16 protein-coding genes and 1 pseudogene are annotated in these 17,338 nt (G+C 58.7%); 5 read left to right on the forward strand and 12 right to left on the reverse strand.

Translation table 11 applies throughout. The annotated features are described in order from the left end of the window. Nucleotides 1-114: 114 nt before the first annotated feature. From VC35_RS04320 to VC35_RS04335, 4 genes are read right to left on the reverse strand one after another with little or no spacing between them, the layout of a single operon-like run. Complete coding sequence (locus tag VC35_RS04320) at nucleotides 115-1,728, reverse strand: MFS transporter (protein ID WP_046037983.1); 1,614 nt, start codon at nucleotides 1,726-1,728, stop codon at nucleotides 115-117. Further along, entirely contained in the window at nucleotides 1,725-2,921 is a 1,197-nt protein-coding gene (locus VC35_RS04325; protein ID WP_046037984.1) for a xanthine dehydrogenase family Fe-S subunit, read from the reverse strand. Before VC35_RS04325 ends, VC35_RS04320 begins: the two co-directional genes overlap by 4 nt. Next, entirely contained in the window at nucleotides 2,918-3,760 is an 843-nt protein-coding gene (locus VC35_RS04330) for an FAD binding domain-containing protein (RefSeq protein ID WP_046037986.1), read from the reverse strand. Before VC35_RS04330 ends, VC35_RS04325 begins: the two co-directional genes overlap by 4 nt. Next, on the reverse strand, nucleotides 3,757-6,141 hold the full coding sequence (locus VC35_RS04335) for a xanthine dehydrogenase family protein molybdopterin-binding subunit (protein ID WP_046037988.1): 2,385 nt from the start codon (nucleotides 6,139-6,141) through the stop codon (nucleotides 3,757-3,759). Before VC35_RS04335 ends, VC35_RS04330 begins: the two co-directional genes overlap by 4 nt. Nucleotides 6,142-6,490: 349 nt before the next feature. Here VC35_RS04335 and VC35_RS04340 point away from each other — a divergent pair, with 349 nt between their 5' ends. Genes VC35_RS04340 through VC35_RS04355 form a run of 4 tightly spaced genes read left to right on the forward strand, consistent with a single transcriptional unit; the run spans nucleotide 6,491 to nucleotide 9,920 of the window. After that, nucleotides 6,491-6,799, forward strand: a complete 309-nt coding sequence (locus VC35_RS04340) for a non-heme iron oxygenase ferredoxin subunit (protein ID WP_046037990.1) — start codon at nucleotides 6,491-6,493, stop codon at nucleotides 6,797-6,799. A gap of 4 nt (nucleotides 6,800-6,803) precedes the next feature. Then, nucleotides 6,804-8,096 carry an NAD(P)/FAD-dependent oxidoreductase gene (locus VC35_RS04345; protein WP_046037993.1) on the forward strand — a complete coding sequence of 431 codons (1,293 nt, stop codon included), beginning with the start codon at nucleotides 6,804-6,806 and terminating at the stop codon, nucleotides 8,094-8,096. Next, nucleotides 8,089-9,378 carry an aromatic ring-hydroxylating dioxygenase subunit alpha gene (locus VC35_RS04350; RefSeq protein WP_046037995.1) on the forward strand — a complete coding sequence of 430 codons (1,290 nt, stop codon included), beginning with the start codon at nucleotides 8,089-8,091 and terminating at the stop codon, nucleotides 9,376-9,378. Before VC35_RS04345 ends, VC35_RS04350 begins: the two co-directional genes overlap by 8 nt. After that, a complete protein-coding gene (locus tag VC35_RS04355) occupies nucleotides 9,378-9,920 on the forward strand; it encodes an aromatic-ring-hydroxylating dioxygenase subunit beta (RefSeq protein WP_046037997.1) in 543 nt (180 codons plus the stop codon). The genes VC35_RS04350 and VC35_RS04355 overlap by 1 nt, the downstream gene beginning before the upstream one ends. 131 nt (nucleotides 9,921-10,051) lie before the next feature. Here the strand turns inward: VC35_RS04355 and VC35_RS04360 are convergent, their stop codons facing one another. From VC35_RS04360 to VC35_RS04385, 6 genes are all read right to left on the reverse strand, one after another. Next, nucleotides 10,052-10,555 (reverse strand): MarR family winged helix-turn-helix transcriptional regulator, encoded by a 504-nt coding sequence (locus VC35_RS04360; protein ID WP_046037999.1) that lies wholly within the window; start codon nucleotides 10,553-10,555, stop codon nucleotides 10,052-10,054. 131 nt (nucleotides 10,556-10,686) lie between these two features. Continuing rightward, complete coding sequence (locus tag VC35_RS04365; protein WP_046038000.1) at nucleotides 10,687-11,304, reverse strand: N-carbamoylsarcosine amidohydrolase; 618 nt, start codon at nucleotides 11,302-11,304, stop codon at nucleotides 10,687-10,689. Continuing rightward, nucleotides 11,301-12,347, reverse strand: a complete 1,047-nt coding sequence (locus VC35_RS04370; RefSeq protein WP_046038001.1) for a 2,5-dihydroxypyridine 5,6-dioxygenase NicX family protein — start codon at nucleotides 12,345-12,347, stop codon at nucleotides 11,301-11,303. Before VC35_RS04370 ends, VC35_RS04365 begins: the two co-directional genes overlap by 4 nt. A gap of 2 nt (nucleotides 12,348-12,349) precedes the next feature. Then, complete coding sequence (locus VC35_RS04375; RefSeq protein WP_046038002.1) at nucleotides 12,350-13,189, reverse strand: alpha/beta fold hydrolase; 840 nt, start codon at nucleotides 13,187-13,189, stop codon at nucleotides 12,350-12,352. A gap of 9 nt (nucleotides 13,190-13,198) precedes the next feature. After that, nucleotides 13,199-13,951, reverse strand: coding sequence for a maleate cis-trans isomerase family protein (locus VC35_RS04380; RefSeq protein ID WP_046038003.1), 753 nt, complete (start codon nucleotides 13,949-13,951; stop codon nucleotides 13,199-13,201). Between the two features lie 53 nt (nucleotides 13,952-14,004). Then, nucleotides 14,005-14,928, reverse strand: a complete 924-nt coding sequence (locus VC35_RS04385) for an amidohydrolase family protein (protein WP_259674423.1) — start codon at nucleotides 14,926-14,928, stop codon at nucleotides 14,005-14,007. A 679-nt stretch (nucleotides 14,929-15,607) separates the two neighbouring features. On the opposite strand from VC35_RS04385, the pseudogene VC35_RS04390 reads away from it, so the two are divergent. Next, nucleotides 15,608-16,271: pseudogene (locus VC35_RS04390) on the forward strand (tyrosine-type recombinase/integrase); the annotation flags it as partial. A gap of 172 nt (nucleotides 16,272-16,443) precedes the next feature. On the opposite strand, the gene VC35_RS29870 reads toward VC35_RS04390, so the two are convergent. Both VC35_RS29870 and csiR read right to left on the reverse strand, forming a co-directional pair. Next, the gene (locus tag VC35_RS29870; RefSeq protein WP_311132821.1) at nucleotides 16,444-16,596 is read right to left on the reverse strand and encodes a hypothetical protein; all 153 of its coding nucleotides are present in this window, start codon (nucleotides 16,594-16,596) and stop codon (nucleotides 16,444-16,446) included. Nucleotides 16,597-16,636: 40 nt separating this feature from the next. Continuing rightward, nucleotides 16,637-17,335 carry a DNA-binding transcriptional regulator CsiR gene (csiR, locus tag VC35_RS04395; RefSeq protein WP_046038007.1) on the reverse strand — a complete coding sequence of 233 codons (699 nt, stop codon included), beginning with the start codon at nucleotides 17,333-17,335 and terminating at the stop codon, nucleotides 16,637-16,639. Nucleotides 17,336-17,338: the final 3 nt, after the last annotated feature.

Raw genomic sequence — 17,338 nt, forward strand, 5'->3', positions numbered from 1 at the left:
GCCCTCGACCTTGACGACCGTAGCCAGTACAGCATCGATCTTTGCACTGCTGGCTTGATCCACTGCATCGAGCAAGGCGTACAAATCAGACATTGCCACTCTCCAAGGTCATGTTCAGTGGATGGCTGCGCCATCGTCTTCAAGGGATCGGCCCCGCGTTTCCGGTGCAAAAACCAACGTCACCCACAACCCGAATGCAATGATCGATACGGGAAACCACAGGCCAAAGTAAGGATCGCCATAGGCCACGTTCAGGGCCGAAACGATAAATGGCAACATGCCGCCAATCCAGCCCGCGCCCAGATGGAACGGCAGTGAGAGCGAGGTATAGCGGATGCGCGCGGGAAACAGCTCGACCATGAACGCCGCCATCGGCCCATAGATCATCGCCAGATAAACCACCAGCAAGAGCATCAACACGAACAGCATCGGCCTGTTGATCTGCGCCGGGTCCGCGGTCGCCGGCCAGCCAGCGCTCACCAATGCCCGATGCAGATCCTCAGCGCCAGGGTCTACCAGCCGTTGCTGGCCGATGGTCACGATGACCGTCCCGGTGACCTCGGCGGATTGAGCCCGATAACCTACCCCTTGATCGGTCAGGTAACTGCGGGTGCGATCGCAGGCGCTGACGGGTGCAGAGAACAAGCGAAACTCACAGCCATCGGCAGCAACACTGATGGGTGTTTCCAGAAAGGTCTCCAGGGCCGGATTGGCGTAATGGGTCAGGCCTTTGAAAATGGGATAAGTGGTCAGGGCTGCCAGCAGGCAAGCCGCCACCAGAATAGGCTTGCGCCCCCAGCGATCAGACAGCCAGCCAAAGAACAGGTAGAGCGGGGTCGCGCATAACAACACGCAGGCCAGAATCAAATGGACGGTCTCAAGTGGCAACTTGAGCGTGCGATTGAGAAAGAACATCGAGTAGAAATGCCCGGTGCCGAAAATCGCCCCCAGTGCGGCGGCCACACAAAACAGCATCAACACCAGGCGCAGGTTACTCCAGCGCAGGAAGCTCTCGCGGATCGGCGAGCGGGAAGTACGGCCAGTGGCTTTCATGCGCTGGAACGTAGGCGACTCCTCAAGTTTGCCACGCACATAGACCGAGATAGCCAACAGCACCAATGACAACACAAAGGGCAAGCGCCAGCCCCACGCGCGAAAATCCTCTTCATTGATAAACCCCTTGAGGCTGTAGACCACCGCCAGCGACAGCAACAACCCAACCCCTGCGGTAATTTGCAGACTGCTGGTGTACAACCCCCGACGAGCCATGGGCGAATGCTCGGCAACGTACGTCACCGCGCCGCCGACTTCTCCCCCCAAGGCCAGTCCTTGCAACAACCGCAACAGCACCAGGCAGATAGTCGCGGTGATACCGATGTGCTCAAAGCTCGGCAGCAAACCGATGCCGACGGTGGCCACCCCCATCAGTATGATGGTGACCATGAACGTACGTTTACGCCCCAGGCGGTCACCCATCTGCCCGAACAGCAAAGCCCCCAACGGGCGAACCAGAAAGCCCGCACCGAAGGTTGCCAGGCTGGCGAGAAACGCCGTCGTGGCGTTTCCGGGAGGAAAAAACAGCACGCTGAAGTAGCCGGCCAACGCCGCATAAATGTAGAAGTCATACCATTCAAGCAATGCCCCGAAGGAAGAGGCAAGAATGACCTTGCGCTCTTCACGGGTCATGCCGCGCGCCTGCGAAACCGTAGCATGGGTCGCATTGTTCATCGGCCGAACCAGCCTTTGATGCGATTCCAGATGATGCTCATCCCCAAGGCAAAGACATTCAATTTGGCCGGTTGCGTCGATGGCTTGGCATTGGGATCCATACGTCGTTCGACGTTGCGACCGAAGTCAAGAATCATCCGGGCCACGAAGTCCTTCACCAGGCCCGAGCGCGAAAATTGCGCCAAAGGCCCTTGCAACGAGTAGAGCATTTCGACTTCGACCAGCGTGGCCCAAGCGTTATCGGACAACACCCGGTAGGTAATCTCGCCATTGGCCCGCGATTGACTGATGGTGTCTTGGCCTCCTCCCTTGAGCATGCCCGAACGCTGTTCCTCGTTACGCGTCAAGCGTGCCGCCCCGGCGAATTTGGCAGCCATCGGGCCGAACTTGATGGCAATGAAGCCCTTGACCCGCTCGCCGTCGTTTTCTTCCAGGTTGGCACCGGGAAGACATCCGGCAACCGCTTCCAGGTCGGCCATGAAAGCCCAGACCTGTTCTGGCGGATAGCCGACACTGAAGCGTCCATCCATCCGGGTTCCGCCCTTGATTCCAGCAGGCGCACGCTCGCTCGAGGGTTCTGGCGCAGGGCTGGTGGAAGGCTCGACAGCAGGTGTCTGCGCGCTGTGCTCGGCGGTAAAAGAAGCGAAAGACCCGCCACTGGTTGGTATCGCAACGCCATGGCCCGCCAGGGCCTGTGCACGGGCGGACTCGATCACTGGATCGGGCTGTTCACGTAACTGCGCAAGGACGCTGCGAATGGCTTCGACGATGCCCATGTAGCCCGTACAACGACAGATGTTGCCGGACAGCTCGACACGAATCCGATGCTCATCGGCCTCGGGCAAGCGCAGCACAATGTCGCGGGCAGTGGTCAACATACCCGGCGTGCAGTAACCACACTGCAAGGCATGATGTTCGGAGAACGCCTCACGCAGGAGCGCCATCACCGGGTCTTGCTCAAAGCCCTCGACAGTTGTCACCTGCCGGCCTTCACAGGCCACCGCGAATGTCGTGCACGAACGTACCGGCTGGCCGTCGAGCAATACCGTGCAAGCACCACACACGCCATGTTCGCAACCCAGGTGAGTGCCGGTAAATCGACCCTCTTCGCGTACGAAGTCGCCCAGGTGCATTCTCGGCGCGACCTCACGCTCGAGCAGATTACCGTTGACGTTGATACGTACAGAAGTCATACCCGAGGTTCCTTGAATATTGAATCGAGACACCGGCGCAAGGCGGTGAGGCTTTGTTGTCGGTCTACTGCGTCTTTACCGGGTGTCACGCTTGCCACGGCTTTTGCCAACGCGGCAGGTTCAAGTGCTGCAGCTCCCTGTCGGGCGACCGCCACCGATAACTCCCCAAGCAGTGAAGGTGGGCCATCCAGCGCGCCGAGGACAATCCTGGCCAGGCCACGGTCCGGGTCAAACACCGCCGCGCAACTGGCTTCGGCGAACTCGCCGGTTTTTCGGCAAAGTTTGTGATAGGCCCAGGTGGCACGCGGCCCCAGACGCGGAATGCGCAGCCCGGTAATCAGCTCATCTTCAGCCAGCACCGTGGTATAGGCACCGAGCATGAACTCGGCCATGCTCAACCGACGTTTTGCGCGAACACTACGCAACTCCACTTCGGCGCCCAGGGTAAAAGCCACCAACACCCAGTCAGCCGCCGGGTCTGCATGGGCCAGGCTGCCGCCGAGGGTTCCGCGGTTGCGAATAGCCCTGTAGGCGATCTGAGGAGCCACTTCGGCAAGCAAGGTTCCACGCAGTGCGGCGAACACGCCATCTTCAATCTGCGAGTGAGTAATCGCTGCGCCGACCAGCAGCCACTCGCCGTCCTCGCTCACCTGTTGCATCTCGGTAAACCCGCTGACATCCACCACCTTGTTCGGACGTGCCAGACGCAGGTTGAGCATGGGGCCCAGCGACTGACTGCCGCCCATGACCTTGACGATACCCGCGGACTGATCGGCCAATGCCTGCAGCCCGGCCGACAGGGTTGCGGGGCGTAGATAATCGAACGCAACGGCTTTCATGCGGCCACCTCCTGCTTGTTGCTTGCTGCCCGGGCATTGGCCAGCGCCTGTAGCAGGCGGCGCGGCGTCAATGGGGTTTCGGCGACCTCAACACCAAGATCCGCGAGGGCATCATTGACCGCATTGAAGATGGCGGCAGGCGGGGCGATAGCACCACCCTCCCCCATGCCTTTGGCGCCAAATTCGGTATGAGGCGATGGCGTCTCCATGTGGTGAATCCGCAAGCTGGGTACTTCGGTTGGACCTGGCAGGATGTAGTCCGCCAGCGTCGAAGCCAATGGCTGACCATTGACGTCATAAGGCGTTTCTTCGTACATGGCCGTGCCGATACCCTGGGCGATCCCGCCATAGGTCTGCCCCTCGACCAACATGGGGTTGATCATCGTGCCGCAATCCTCGACCACCACGTAGTCAAGGATTTCGACCTCACCGCTGTCGGTGTCGACGGCAACGAGTACCGCATGAGTGGCGTAAGTAAAGGCACCGGTATCGACGGCTGGCTTGAATCCCGTGGTGACTTCCAGCCCGGCAGGGTTAACGTCAGCCGGTAGCGTGTGGGGCCTGATGTACCAGGCCGCCCCTACGTCATCCAGCGACACCGAGCCTTGATCACACACCACCCTGCCGCCCTGCAGCTTGACCTGCGCATCGGGCACCCCCAGCAAAAAAGCGCCTATATGGGTCAGGCGCGGTAACAACTCACGACAGGCGCGCGCGATGGCGCCTCCCGCCATAACCATCGACCGCGACGCATAGGTACCGGTAGAGAACGGTGTCTGTCCCGTGTCGCCATGCAGCACTTTGATCCTTGCAATATCGATCCCCAGTACCTCGTGGGCCACCTGGGCGAAGCTTGTTTCCATGCCCTGACCGTGGGAATGCACGCCTACCCGCACTTCAAGACCGCCATCCGGCGTCATGCGCACAGTCGCCTGCTCGTGGCCGGGTATGACAGGCGTACCCCAGGTCGCGAACACCGAAGTACCGTGGGCCGACTGCTCGGTGTAGGTTGCGTAGCCAAGACCGATGCGGCGACCGTCCGCTTCGCCCAGACGCTGGCGCTCACGAATCGCCGACGCATCGATCAGCTCGGCAGCCTTGCGCAGGCTGGCCGGATAGTCACCACTGTCGAGATGCTTGTTGGCGACGTTGATGAAGGGCATTTGCTCAGGACGCACCAGGTTGTCCAGGCGCACGTCCAGGGGATCGCGCCCGACGGCTCGAGCCACCGCATCCATGGTCAGCTCCATGGCGAAGCAGACACCGGTACGAGCCACCCCGCGGTAAGGAACAAAGCCTGGTTTGTTGGTTGCCACGCATTCGGTGACGCAGCGGTAACCCTGAAAGGCATAGGGGCCTGGCAAATTGCCAACCGCCTGGCCCGGCTCCAGACCGATAGTGAACGGCCAGACCGAATACGCACCGCCATCGATGACGATCTTGGCATCGAGCGCCAACACCCGCCCCTTGGCATCCGCATGAGCGGTCATGACATATTCATGCTCGCGACTATTGGCCCCCGCCGTGAGGTGCTCCCGGCGATCTTCGATAAAACGGAACGGCTGCTTGAAGGTCATGGCCAGCCAGGCGATACATAGCTCTTCCTGCTGCAACACGCATTTGTAGCCAAAGGCACCGCCGACATCCGGCGAGATGACCCGCACCTGCCCCTGATCCAGCTTCAGGCACTGGGCCAGGATGGTGCGAATCATGTGCGGCACCTGGGTGGCAGTGACGACCACCAGTTGATCCAGGCTGTGATCCCAGTAAGCCAGAACCGCCTTGCCCTCCATCGGCACCATGCATTGACGTGCCAGCTTCATTCGGCGCGTGACCGTCACGCTCGCCGCCGCCGCACGCTCGGTAAATGCCTTGTCGGCATACAAGGTGACGAAGCGGTTGTCGTGCCAGTCGTCATGGATGAAGTCACCTGTAGCAGCGACGCTGCTGGCAGCGTCGGCGTACACGGGCAGGTCTTCGTAATCGACCATCACCTGTTCCACCAGGTCTTCGGCCTCGGCACGGGTCGCCGCGCAGGTCATTACCACGGGCTCGCCCACAAACCGCACCTTGCCACTGGCCAGCGGCGGCTGGACAGAGGGTTGATAAGTAGGGAGCGTCGAGTCGGCAACGATGTCGCTGGCACTGATCATGTCTGCGCGCACGAATGCCTGGCCCTTCAGGGCTGGCGGTACGTCTATCGAGGTGATCCGGGCATGGGCCAGAGGGCTGCGCAGAAAGGCCACTTCCCGAAGTCCTGGCATGTGGTAGTCGGCAACAAACTTCCCGCGACCGTGCAGGTGCCGTTCATCTTCCTTGCGCCTCACTCGGGCGCCCACACCCTGACCCGATTTGGCAGGGTACTCGTTCACTTCGCTCATACCTTACGGCCCCCTGAGTTTCCGATGTTCAACCGGTCGGCATGCGCCACGAAATGACGGGGGCACTGACACTCGGCACCCAGATTTTTCAGGAAACGGCGAAGCTGCATGATCAGTGTCCTTTAAGGCTGTTTTTATAATTTCGTCAGCTAACGTATGAATTTAATCAGTACACTTACATAATAATCATCCCCCCAGCCACGTCAACGACTAGCCGCTAAAAATTCACAGACGGGCGTTTCTTCCGTTCACGGGCTCAATGAGGATGTCGATCCGGGGCTCAAATCATTTGACATATTAGTCAGTACACTGAATATTATTTGTGGGCATACTGACAATGGACAACCTAATGAACTGGATAAAAATAACAACGGTGGACGTCCTTCAGGACGACCAGGTAATGGCCTTCAAACTACCCGAAGCACACCTGGCGCTGTATCGCTGCGATGGGGAGTTTTTTGCAACAGACAACATTTGCACCCACCAGCATGCCTTGCTCTCGGAGGGCTATCTGGAGGATGGCTGCATCGAATGCCCGCTGCATCAGGCGACATTCGATGTACGCACCGGCGCGGCCCAATGCGCGCCCGCCACCGAATCCCTGAAAACCTACACCGTAAAGGTCGAAGGTGACGCTGTACTCGTGAACCTGGGTTAACGCCATGACCATTGAACGCATTCTTATCGTCGGTGCCGGTCAATGCGGCGCCATGGCCGCCGCCTCATTGCGCCAGCGTGGTTTCAGTGGACGGATTGTGCTGGTGGGCCGAGAGTCTCATCCGCCCTACGAGCGCCCCCCTTTGTCCAAATCGGTGCTGACAGAGTCCACGCAAACGGTCAGCGGCCTGCACAAAACCGACTTTTATCGCGAACATGAAATCGAGCTGCACTTGGGGACCGCGGTCCAGTCACTGGACCCACTCAAGCGTACGGCTTTGCTGGACGATGGTACCTTGATCGAGTGGGATCGCTGCCTGCTGGCGACCGGTGGACAGCCGCGCATTCTGGAAAAATTCCCGCGAACGATGGCCAATGTCCATTATCTGAGAACGGCCGACGACGCCTTCAAACTCCGCCAGACCCTCCAGGAGTCTCAAGGTCGACTGTTAATTGTCGGCGCCGGCTTCCTTGGCCTGGAGGTCGCCTCTACCGCTCGTTCTCTGGGTATGGAGGTGACTCAACTGGAAGCCGGGGAGCATTTGCTCAAACGGGCACTGCCCTGCGAAATCTCGATCTGGCTGGCGGCGCGTGCGCGTCACTACGGCGTGGATTTGCGCCTGGCAACCAGCATCGATCAGCAGCACCCTGGCGAGCCAGGCGTATACCGCTTGAGCGACGGTACCGACATTACACCCAGCACTATTCTGGTCGCCGCTGGCATGCAACCTGAGACAACACTGGCCAAAGCCATTGGCCTGGAGATGGCTAACGACGGTGGCATCGCCGTAGACCCCCAATGCGCCACCAGCATCGGCGGCATTTATGCCGCGGGCGACTGTGCCACCCAGAAGGTCGCTCACTGCGGTCAACCCATGCGCCTTGAGTCCTGGCAGTACGCCAACGAGCAGGCACGCATCGCTGCGGCCGCCATGCTGGGAGAGGACGACAGCCCCACCCCGCTGCCCTGGTTCTGGAGTGATCAATTCGATTGCAACCTGCAGATGCTCGGGCTTCCCGAACCAGACCTGACCTATGTCCAACGCACCCTGAGCACGACTCCCGAGGCACCGAAATGGGTGAGCTTTGGCCTGCGCAACGGTCAACTCAGGCATGTGGTGTGTGCCAACGCAGGCGGCGAGTTACGCCCGCTCAAGAGCCTCATGGAGGCTGGCATCGCGTGCTCTGCAGAGGCACTGGCAGACATCAACCAGCCGCTCAGGCAGCTGGAAAAACAATTCAAGACCTCGAACCAGTCCACCTATCCAGCCCCAGCTCAGGAGCCGCTCCATGTATAACTCGCAAGATGTCATTGCCCGCACCGGGGGCAACAAGGACCTGGCCCTGGCCGATTGTAAGTGGCCTAACGATGACCTTCACTATATCCCCGACTGGGTCTACACCAGCCATGCCGTCTATGATCGTGAAGTCGAACGCATCTTCCACGGCCGCACTTGGAACTTTGTCGCACTGGAAGCCGAGCTCCCCAACACCGGGGACTACAAGCGCTCCTTCGTTGGCCCGACCCCAGTGGTGGTGGCACGGGCAGAGGACGGCTCGGTCAATGTCTTCGAGAACCGTTGCGCGCACCGTGGTGCGGAGTTCTGCCGACACAGTCAAGGCAATGCCAAAGAGTTTGTCTGCCCGTACCATCAGTGGTCCTACGACCTCAAGGGCAACCTGCAGGGCGTGCCATTCAAGCGTGGCGTGAATCGACAGGGCGGCATGCCCAAGGATTTTCGCAACGAAGACCACGGCCTGAAAAAGCTCCACGTCACCACCTGGAACGGTGTCGTCTTTGCCTCCTACCACGCCGATGTCGAACCCATCGAAGAATACCTGACGCCGGAAATCATCGAAGATATGGGCAAGGTTTTCGATGGCCGCAAACTCAAAGTACTCGGTTACTACCGCAACGAGTTGCCCTGCAACTGGAAGATGTACCACGAAAACCTGAAAGACCCTTACCACGCAACCTTGTTGCATTCCTTTCTGGTGGTCTTCGGTCTGTTGGTGGCAGGCAACAAGTCCGCCATGATTGCCGACCCGGTTCACGGCCGTCACGGCACCATGGCCTCGGCCAAGAGTGAAGACAAATACGCAGCCGTCAGCGATGCCAACAAGGCCGAAATGCGCTCCTACCATGAGGGCATGCGCCTGCTCGACGAGCGCTTCCTGGATTACATCAAGGAATCCGACTCGCCATGGTCAGTGACCATGCAGACCATCTGGCCGAACCTGATCGTGCAGCGGGAAATGAACACCCTGGGCGTACGGCAGATCGTACCTAACGGCCCGAACAGCATGATCATGCAATGGACGATGTTCGGCTATGAAGACGACACCGAGGAGATGACGCGCCATCGATTGCGCCAAGGCAACCTGATGGGCCCTGCCGGATTCCTCGGCCTGGAAGATAATGAAGCGATGAAGTACGTCCAGGAAGGGCTGCGCCGCTCCAGCAGTGACGTCAACATCCTCAAACTTGACCACGGTCAGGTGGGTACCACCAACTCCCTTATTTCAGAAGCCGCGATCCGCGCCCTCTACCGCCACTACCGCGAAATCATGGAGCTGTAATGAACGCCTTCGCCAACGAACTGAACCGCCCCTACCCCCTTTATCGCCCCTGCCGGCTTGACCGGGCCACGGCCCTGCGCCTGCGACTGGAGATCGAGACCTTCAATGCCGACTACTGTGCCGTGCTGGACGACGGCCTGGTCGAGCAGTGGCCGAATTTCTTCACCAGCGATGCGTTGTATCGCGTGACGTCAAGGGAAAACGCCGAGATGGGCATGCCCGTCGGCCTGATCTACGCCGAGGGCCGTAACATGATGCATGACCGCGCGGTGGCCATCTCTCGCACGCAAATGTTCGCACCACGCTATCACCTGCACCTGCTGGGCAATACCCGCGTGATCGATGAATCAAGCAGCGGCATTATCACCGCCCAGGCCAACTTCATACTGCTGCAGACACTGGTGGAAGGCCCGACAACGACTCACATGGCCGGCACCTACCACGACCGTTTCCAGCGAGTCGACGGCGAGCTGCTACTGCTGGAGCGTCAGGTGATTTATGACAGCACTCTGATCGCCAACGACTTGGTGTACCCACTGTAATGTAGGAGCGAGCTTGCTCGCGAAAAACTCGAGGGCACCGCGTTCATCCCGGCAGCCCTCGTCATCGTTAACGTCCATCGTCGGAACGCCGCCCGGAGCAAGCTCGCTCCTACATGTTCCCGAGCCACCCATCAAAGCCCGCGCAATACCGTTCGACTGTACTGGTTGTTGGATTCCACCAGGATGGCCAGCAAACCCATGAACTGCTTCTTCTGCGCCGGACGCAATGGCTGGAGCATTCGCTCCTGAGCCCTTGCCATGCTTTCATGCATGACGGCCACAACCTCTCGACCCTGCGCAGTCAGAAAAACGTTGCGCGTACGCCGATCGTGGGGATCCGGCTGGCGATAAAGCAATTCGTTGGTTTCGAGACGCTTTACCACATCAGCGGTATTGGTCCGATCAAGACCGACCTCCTGGGCCAGCGCTGTCTGATCCAACCCGGGCATGACCGAAAGGGTCGTGAGAATGGCATATTGAACGGGGGTAATGTTCGTCCCTTTGCATTCTTCGAAGAACAATGCGACATGGATCTGATGCAGGCGGCGAACGAGAAAACCCGGACGCCCCCAAAGAAGCTCTTTGGCCGGATCGTCCAGCTCAGAGTCGGGTGTCGTACTACCAGGGGCTGTCATGAAATTTCCTTGTCATAAATGACGCAAGCATAACCGTACCATGGGGTTCTTGGCACGGTCACGTTGCTAGCAGGGTCTGTCATCAAGTCGTTTTGCACGTGGCAATGATAGATGACAGCCCCCTAGTTCGATCAGCCTACTGTCGCCAGCGCTTCCTCCAGCGTCATCACTGCCGCGTACTTTTGCGCCATGTCGAAGAGGTTGGCCTCATGGGGCTCCAGCGCCCGATCCCCGACGCAATCAGACACCACGAGCGGGCGAAAGCCATGGCTCATGGCGTCGACCACACTGGCGCGTACACAACCGCTGGTGACAGCCCCGGCCACCAGCAGCGTACGCACGCCATTAAAGTTGAGCCAGGCGGCCAGATCCGTACCGAAAAAGGCTGAAGGCAGGGTCTTGCGCACCACCAATTCGCCCTCGATCGGCGTCAACGACGGCACAATGGCACTTCGATGCGCGTGTTCGAGCAACGTCAGCATTGAAGGTACTTTCAGCGTAAATACATTGCGGTCGGCCCCATCATCGGCGAAGACAATGCGGCTGTGGGCTACCGGCCAGCCTTTATCGCGCGCGTAAGCCAATAGCGGCCGGGTACGCTCAATCGCCTCGGGAATATTGCCACCACCGAAGATCGCGGGGTCGGCAAAGCCTTCAACCAGATCAATGATCAACAGCCCATAGGGTCCTGGCAGTTCCATCTGCGTGCCAAACCCCTGGCGTTCGTAGGTGTGTAGTTTTTCGCTCATTGCATGTCCTCTCGGTCCATTACCCGGCCTTTGTCGACGACCACCCGATCATCCAGGTGCACTGTGCAATTACGCAGCGGTATATCGATGTGACAAGCCGTGGTGCGCTTGCCGCCTGCTTCGTTGTTCGGGCCCATGGAGAACAGGAAGTTGCCTTCATAAGCACGGGCATCCATCCCGATATGGGCCTCCCGATCGAGCAGGCCCAGGGTCGACCAGCGTGCACGGGGTTGAAGGCCCCAGCCGATATGAGACAGCGCATAAGCCTCAGGGTCGTTGAACACTTCCATGTAGTCGCGCAACAACGCAGCCTCCACGCCACCCTCAATGCTGGTCACGTAGCCATTTTTAACCTGCAGCTCAATCGGATCCTGCACATAGGACTTATGGGGCAGCAGGATATCGCCGCGATCGATCACAATCCGCCCATTGGCGCCTAGTTCGTTGGGCCAGGTCAGCACGAAACCGCTGGGCCAGTGATCCCAGCGGCCGGGGGCATCGACAAAGCCATATTCACTGATCGCCGGAAACTCACCCAATGGACAGGTCAGTGCAGTACCGGCCGCCGAGGTAACGTGCATCTGACTGGCGCGCTCTATCAGCGCCGCCGCCGCCAGTACCCGTTGTCGATCTGCAACGCTAGGCAACAGGCGCACGAGGATTTCCGGCGGCTCCACCGCCAAAAGTATCCGAGTACCGCTGGCAAGAATTTCGTGTTGCTCGGGTGAGAACAGCAACGTCATCAGATCCAGCACCAGATCGCTGGCTTTCAATGCCGCCAGCGCTGGCGCATTTCCAGTCAACGGAGTGACCCCCAGGTACGCCAGGGAATCCCGGCTAAGCGCCTTCTCCCCGTTTACCGGTGGCAGATCCAGCCGATTGACGATCGCCCCCAGGGCCTGACACGCCACTTGAGCCGTGCGCAACGTTTGCGGATGAGTATCGGCCCCCGTCAGGATGGTTACACTCTGACCGCGCTGCAGATCGCTGAGGGTAAGCACGTGCTTCCAGGCTTCGATCAAATCATAATCGCTGACAGCCATGTTTATTCTCCACTGACTGAGGGCAGCGAAGCCCCCAGAAAATTGTCGAACGCCCGATAGAAATACTCTTCGTTGTCCCAAGGGATCATATGACCGGCATCGGCCACCCGGACGACCGCCAGGTTGCTCATCAACCCCTGGATTTCAGCGATATCCTCATCCAGTATCACCCCACCTCTCTCGGCAACCATCAGCAGTGCCGGGCAGTTGACGTGGCGTAGATCGGCATGGAAATCTTCGGTATGAAAAGCCTCGAAGCTGGCTTTGATCGCGCGCTCGTCACAGGTGTGCAGCCACTCGGCGCGCAGTGACAATTGCTCATCGGTCCAGGTCGGGCAGAAGCTGCGCATGTCATCTGCGCTCATCCCGGCTTGAGACAAGCGAATCGAGTCGACATACCACGGCAACTGCGACGGGTAGGCGCGTCGACCAGGGCCCGAGACAGGTGGGTCGACCAACACCATGCGCGCCAGGCTAGCGCCACCTTTGCGCGCCATCCGCGCGGCAATGCGCGCGCCCATGGAGTGCCCGATCAAACTGAAGCGGGAAAAACCCATGGCTTCGGCGAAAGCGCTGACATCAGCAGCCTGCGCCTCCACGCTATAGTCCAGATCCGCACCGGACTCGGAAAGGCCCCGCCCCCGCACATCCAGCACATAGGTGTCGAATGCCTGGCCGAAGCGCTCGGCGACAAAAGCCCAGGTCACCGCCGGGCTGGTAATACCGGGAATGATGATGACCGGGTCACGCGTGGACCGCTCACCGCTGGCGCCGCCAAAGCGCAAGTAATGTTGACGGATATCATTGGCGCGGATGTTGGCGCCATATAGAAATTGGCTCATGACACTTCCTCAGTAGGCACCGGACAGTAGAGCACCGGCGCCTGGAACGATCGGTTCGAGGTTGAGCGCCTTGAGCATGGCGTAGGTCGTGGCGATGGCTGCGGTCAGCACCGGCTTTCCGGTTTGTGCCTCGACCGTAGCCACCGCGCTCAGCGAAGGCATTTGCACACAGGCCGACAGCACGATGGCATCCACACCCGTCAGATCCAGATCGGCAACGATGCCCGGAAGGTTGGCCGGATCATGGCGAGCGACCGCCAGGTTGTCCTGGATTTCCAGCGCGTGCCAGACTTTGACTTCGATGCCTTCATGCTCGATATAGTCGACCACCAGTTCCGTGAGTGGCCGCATGTAGGGCGCCACCAACGCGATGCGCTTGGCACCGAGCACTTTGATTGCGTCCACCAGGGCACCGGCACTGGTAATCACCGGTGCCGGCGCATCGTTATCCTGGGTCACTTTGCTCAAGCGTTGTTGAGACTCGCGATGGTAACCCTTGCCCATGGACATGATTGCCACCAGGCAGGCGTAGCCGAGGACATCGACACGGGCATCGGACAACTCAAGGGCGCAGCGGTCGGATTGAGCATCCATGGCCGCCAGCTCTTCCTTGCGCACATGCTTCATGCGCATACGACTGGAGTGAAAAGTGAAGCGCTCAGGCCGGATCAACTGGCGGGCGGCCAGCATCGCAGGGATTTCGGTTTCCATGGTGGTGTTGGAGCTGGGCACGATTTGCCCGATGCGCAGGAGCTTGGTCATGATTAAGGTCTCGGTATTGGCTGATTGACGTGGTCAGTGTGGCGTTGGCAGATTCAGAGCTTGAATAAGTGTTCGGCGTTGCCATGACAGATCTGGGCACGCACCTCTTCCTCAATATCAACCGAATCGATGAACTCGACGGCAACGGCCGTAGACTCATAGGGGTAATCGACGGAGAACATCACCGCTTCTGTGCCCAACTCCGCCAGTGCACATTTCAAGGCAGACGGGGAGCAAACCCCTGATGTCGTAATCAGGATATTGCTGCCGATGTATTCAGAGGGCGCTCGCTCCAGATGTACGCCATGGGGGTAAACCGCGAAGCGATTGTCGAGGCGCCACGGGATAAATGGCAGGCCTTCGCCCATATGGCCCAGAATGACCTTGAGGCCAGGAAAACGATCGAACACCCCACCGAACAGCAGGCGTAAGGCATGACTGGCCGTTTCAACACCCCAGCCCCACGCCGCTCCACGCATTTCCGGATGGCCGTCGAACACTTGGGGGAAAACAAAGGCGTCTGCAGGATGCAGGTAAAAAGGTACGCCAAGCGCCTGCATGCACGCCCAGAACTCGTCATAAGAACGATCGTCGTAATACATGCCTTGGGTATGACCATTTACCAATGCACCCTTGAACCCCAGGTCCTTGACGGCACGGGTGAGCTCGGCTGCTGCCAGTTTCGGGTCGTGCATGGGCAAACTGGCGAAACCGCCAAAACGCGTAGGATGACGTTGTACCTGTTGAGCCAGGTAATCGTTGCTGCGCTGGGCTTGTGCCAACGCCTGCTTGAAATCCTGCTCGCCTTGAACCCCGGGACCGGTCTGCGACAAGATGCTGAAATCGATGCCGTAACGATCCATTTCACTCAGTCGAAGCTCATCGAAATCGCTCAGCTGCGCGCTCAACCTGGAGAGCATTTCAGGTTTCATATGTTGGATGAAGCTTTTGGAGTACCCCTCGAAGCCTGGGGTCATGAAATGCTCTTCGAAAGTTATCTTTCGGGGTTTAGTGCTTGTCATCGTAAGGCCCTGTCAGAAGGTTCAGAACTCACTGTTGCTTCGCTTCGCCTCTCGGCAGCCATAAGATCAGTATACTGATCATTTAACCCGACCGGACTTATCCATCAATCGACTCTGGAGGCGGAGCGTGCCCAGCTACATCACGTGCTTTTCACGAAATGCCAATGCGTCAAATTAAATCAGTACACTGACGAAATTATCGTTGCAGATGACAGGGTGATTGTCAAAGTATTTGGGATCTTAGGGTGCTGGAAGACCTGGCTCTCGGGGCTGTCTTTAGACTTGAACCAGATGACGCGTCGCGGCAGGAATACGGTGTGAATAAATGGTGCGCAGCAACGGGGGCGGGAAATGCATCAACATCTAGATCCGCACCGTGGTCAACCGAGGCGCTCACCGGCAAGCCATTAGTTTCCTCGCCGACCTCACCCAGATGTTCAACTGGGCCAGAAAACGCCAGCCTTGGCGTAATGCTGTTCACTTAAGGACGAACACTGTATCTGTGGCGAGGGAGCTTGCTCCCGCTGGGGCGCGAAGCGGCCCTAAAATGGGACTGCTGCGCAGTCCAGCGGGAGCAAGCTCCCTCGCCACAGGTTACTTATTGCTCGCTCTATCTCTTAAATGAACGGTATTACAGCCTTGGCGGGCTTTATTGGTCGAGGGCGATCCAACGGAACTGGTCGATATCGCCCCCCTGATCCCTGCCGACTACGAAGCGAAAGGAAGCCGCATCCTTTCCCCGGCTGAGCTGTTGGAAATGCACAACCGCTTCCAGCAAATGACCACCGATTACAACGCCCTCCCCGCTGGTCAAAAGTACGAGGGTATTCGTCCATTAAAGAAGGAGACTCAACTCGCGCTCTGGATCAGTCTGGGCACCCTGTGCCGGATTGGCGAGTTGCTGCAGGCCGAATGGAAAAATGTCGATCTTGACCGGCAAACCTGGTTCCTCCCAAGTGAAAACGTCAAAGGCTCCCGGGGCAAGAAACAGGACCACCATGTCTTACTCTCCCCCTTCGCCCTGCATTTCTTTCAGGAACTCAAAATCCTGACGGGACATTCGCAGTGGTGCTTTCCGAACAAGCAGGATGATCGGCATGTGGACGTGAAGGTAGTCAGCAAACAGATCGGCGATCATCAGGCCCGATTCAAAAACCGCAAGGCCCTCTCCAGGCGGCGTCACGACGATACCCTGGTCCTTGCCGACGGCCAAAACGGCGACTGGACGGCATGACCTGCGCCGTACCGGTGCGACCATGATGCAGGCTTTGGGGGTCAGCCTGGACGTCATCGACCGGGGCGGTGTATCTGATCGAACAAGTAGTTCGCGACCATCTGTGATACGCGGTCAAAGAGGGTGTAAGCGCTGGAGTTGGTTTCCAGATAACCAACGCCAAAAAGCGTTTGGTGCTTCGGGTTGAAGGCAGTCAGATTCAACCTTGGCCGACCGCCTTGCCAATCAAAATATGACTAGGGAACGAACGGGGTACTCATGTTGTAACCCGTGGCGTATAGCACCAGATCGATTTCCTCACGCGATCCATCGGTGAACACGACGTCGTCGCCGTCAAAGCAACTGACGTCTCCCTTAGCCTTAATGTCGCCATGCTGCAGGTAGTGCAGAAGCTGGAAGCTTTTTTTCGTGGTATTGGTTTGCCCATTATCAGGAAAGCTTCGCCCACTCGTCGCGCTGCATTACCTCGACAATGATGGGTACTGGCGTCATCAGATGGGTGCGCATCATGGTTGTCGCTCGAACGGTGTCGCGGGCCAGAATGGCTTCGACCAGCGCGGCATGTTCCTTGCGTTTCAACGCCAGGGCCTCTTCGGAGAACACCGTTTGCGTCAACCACAAGTGACGATAGCGCTCGGCCTGGTCGAACAGGTAAGTACGCGCCTGAAGTAATTGCCTGGAACCGCAACCCGCCGCGATGGCACTGTGGAAGGCCTTGTGCCGCTCATCCCAAACGTCGAGCACCTTCTCGCGGGTTGTCACGTCCATGACCTTTGACAAGGTATGAGACTGCGCCAGGATCTGGGCTTCCCAGGCGTCATCACCTCGCTCGATGGCCAGGCCCACGATCATGGCTTCAAGATTGGCGCGAGCATCATAGATGTCCTGCATCTCTGACAGCGACATGGGGGCTACGCGGTAGCCTTTCTGACTGATGACCACCACCAGGTGTTCTGCCACCAACTGCGAAAGTGCTTCGCGCAGCGGGCCGACACCCAGGTCATAGCGCTCCTTGAGCCCGCTCATGAGGAGTTTTTCACCGGGCTTGAATGTGCCACGGATGATGTCCAGCTTGAGCCGTTCATACCCGCTGAATGCAGAGTTGAGCCTGGGGGTGACGCTATCCAAGGT

This window comes from Pseudomonas fluorescens (assembly GCF_000967965.1).
GTDB classification, from domain to species: domain Bacteria; phylum Pseudomonadota; class Gammaproteobacteria; order Pseudomonadales; family Pseudomonadaceae; genus Aquipseudomonas; species Aquipseudomonas grandcourensis.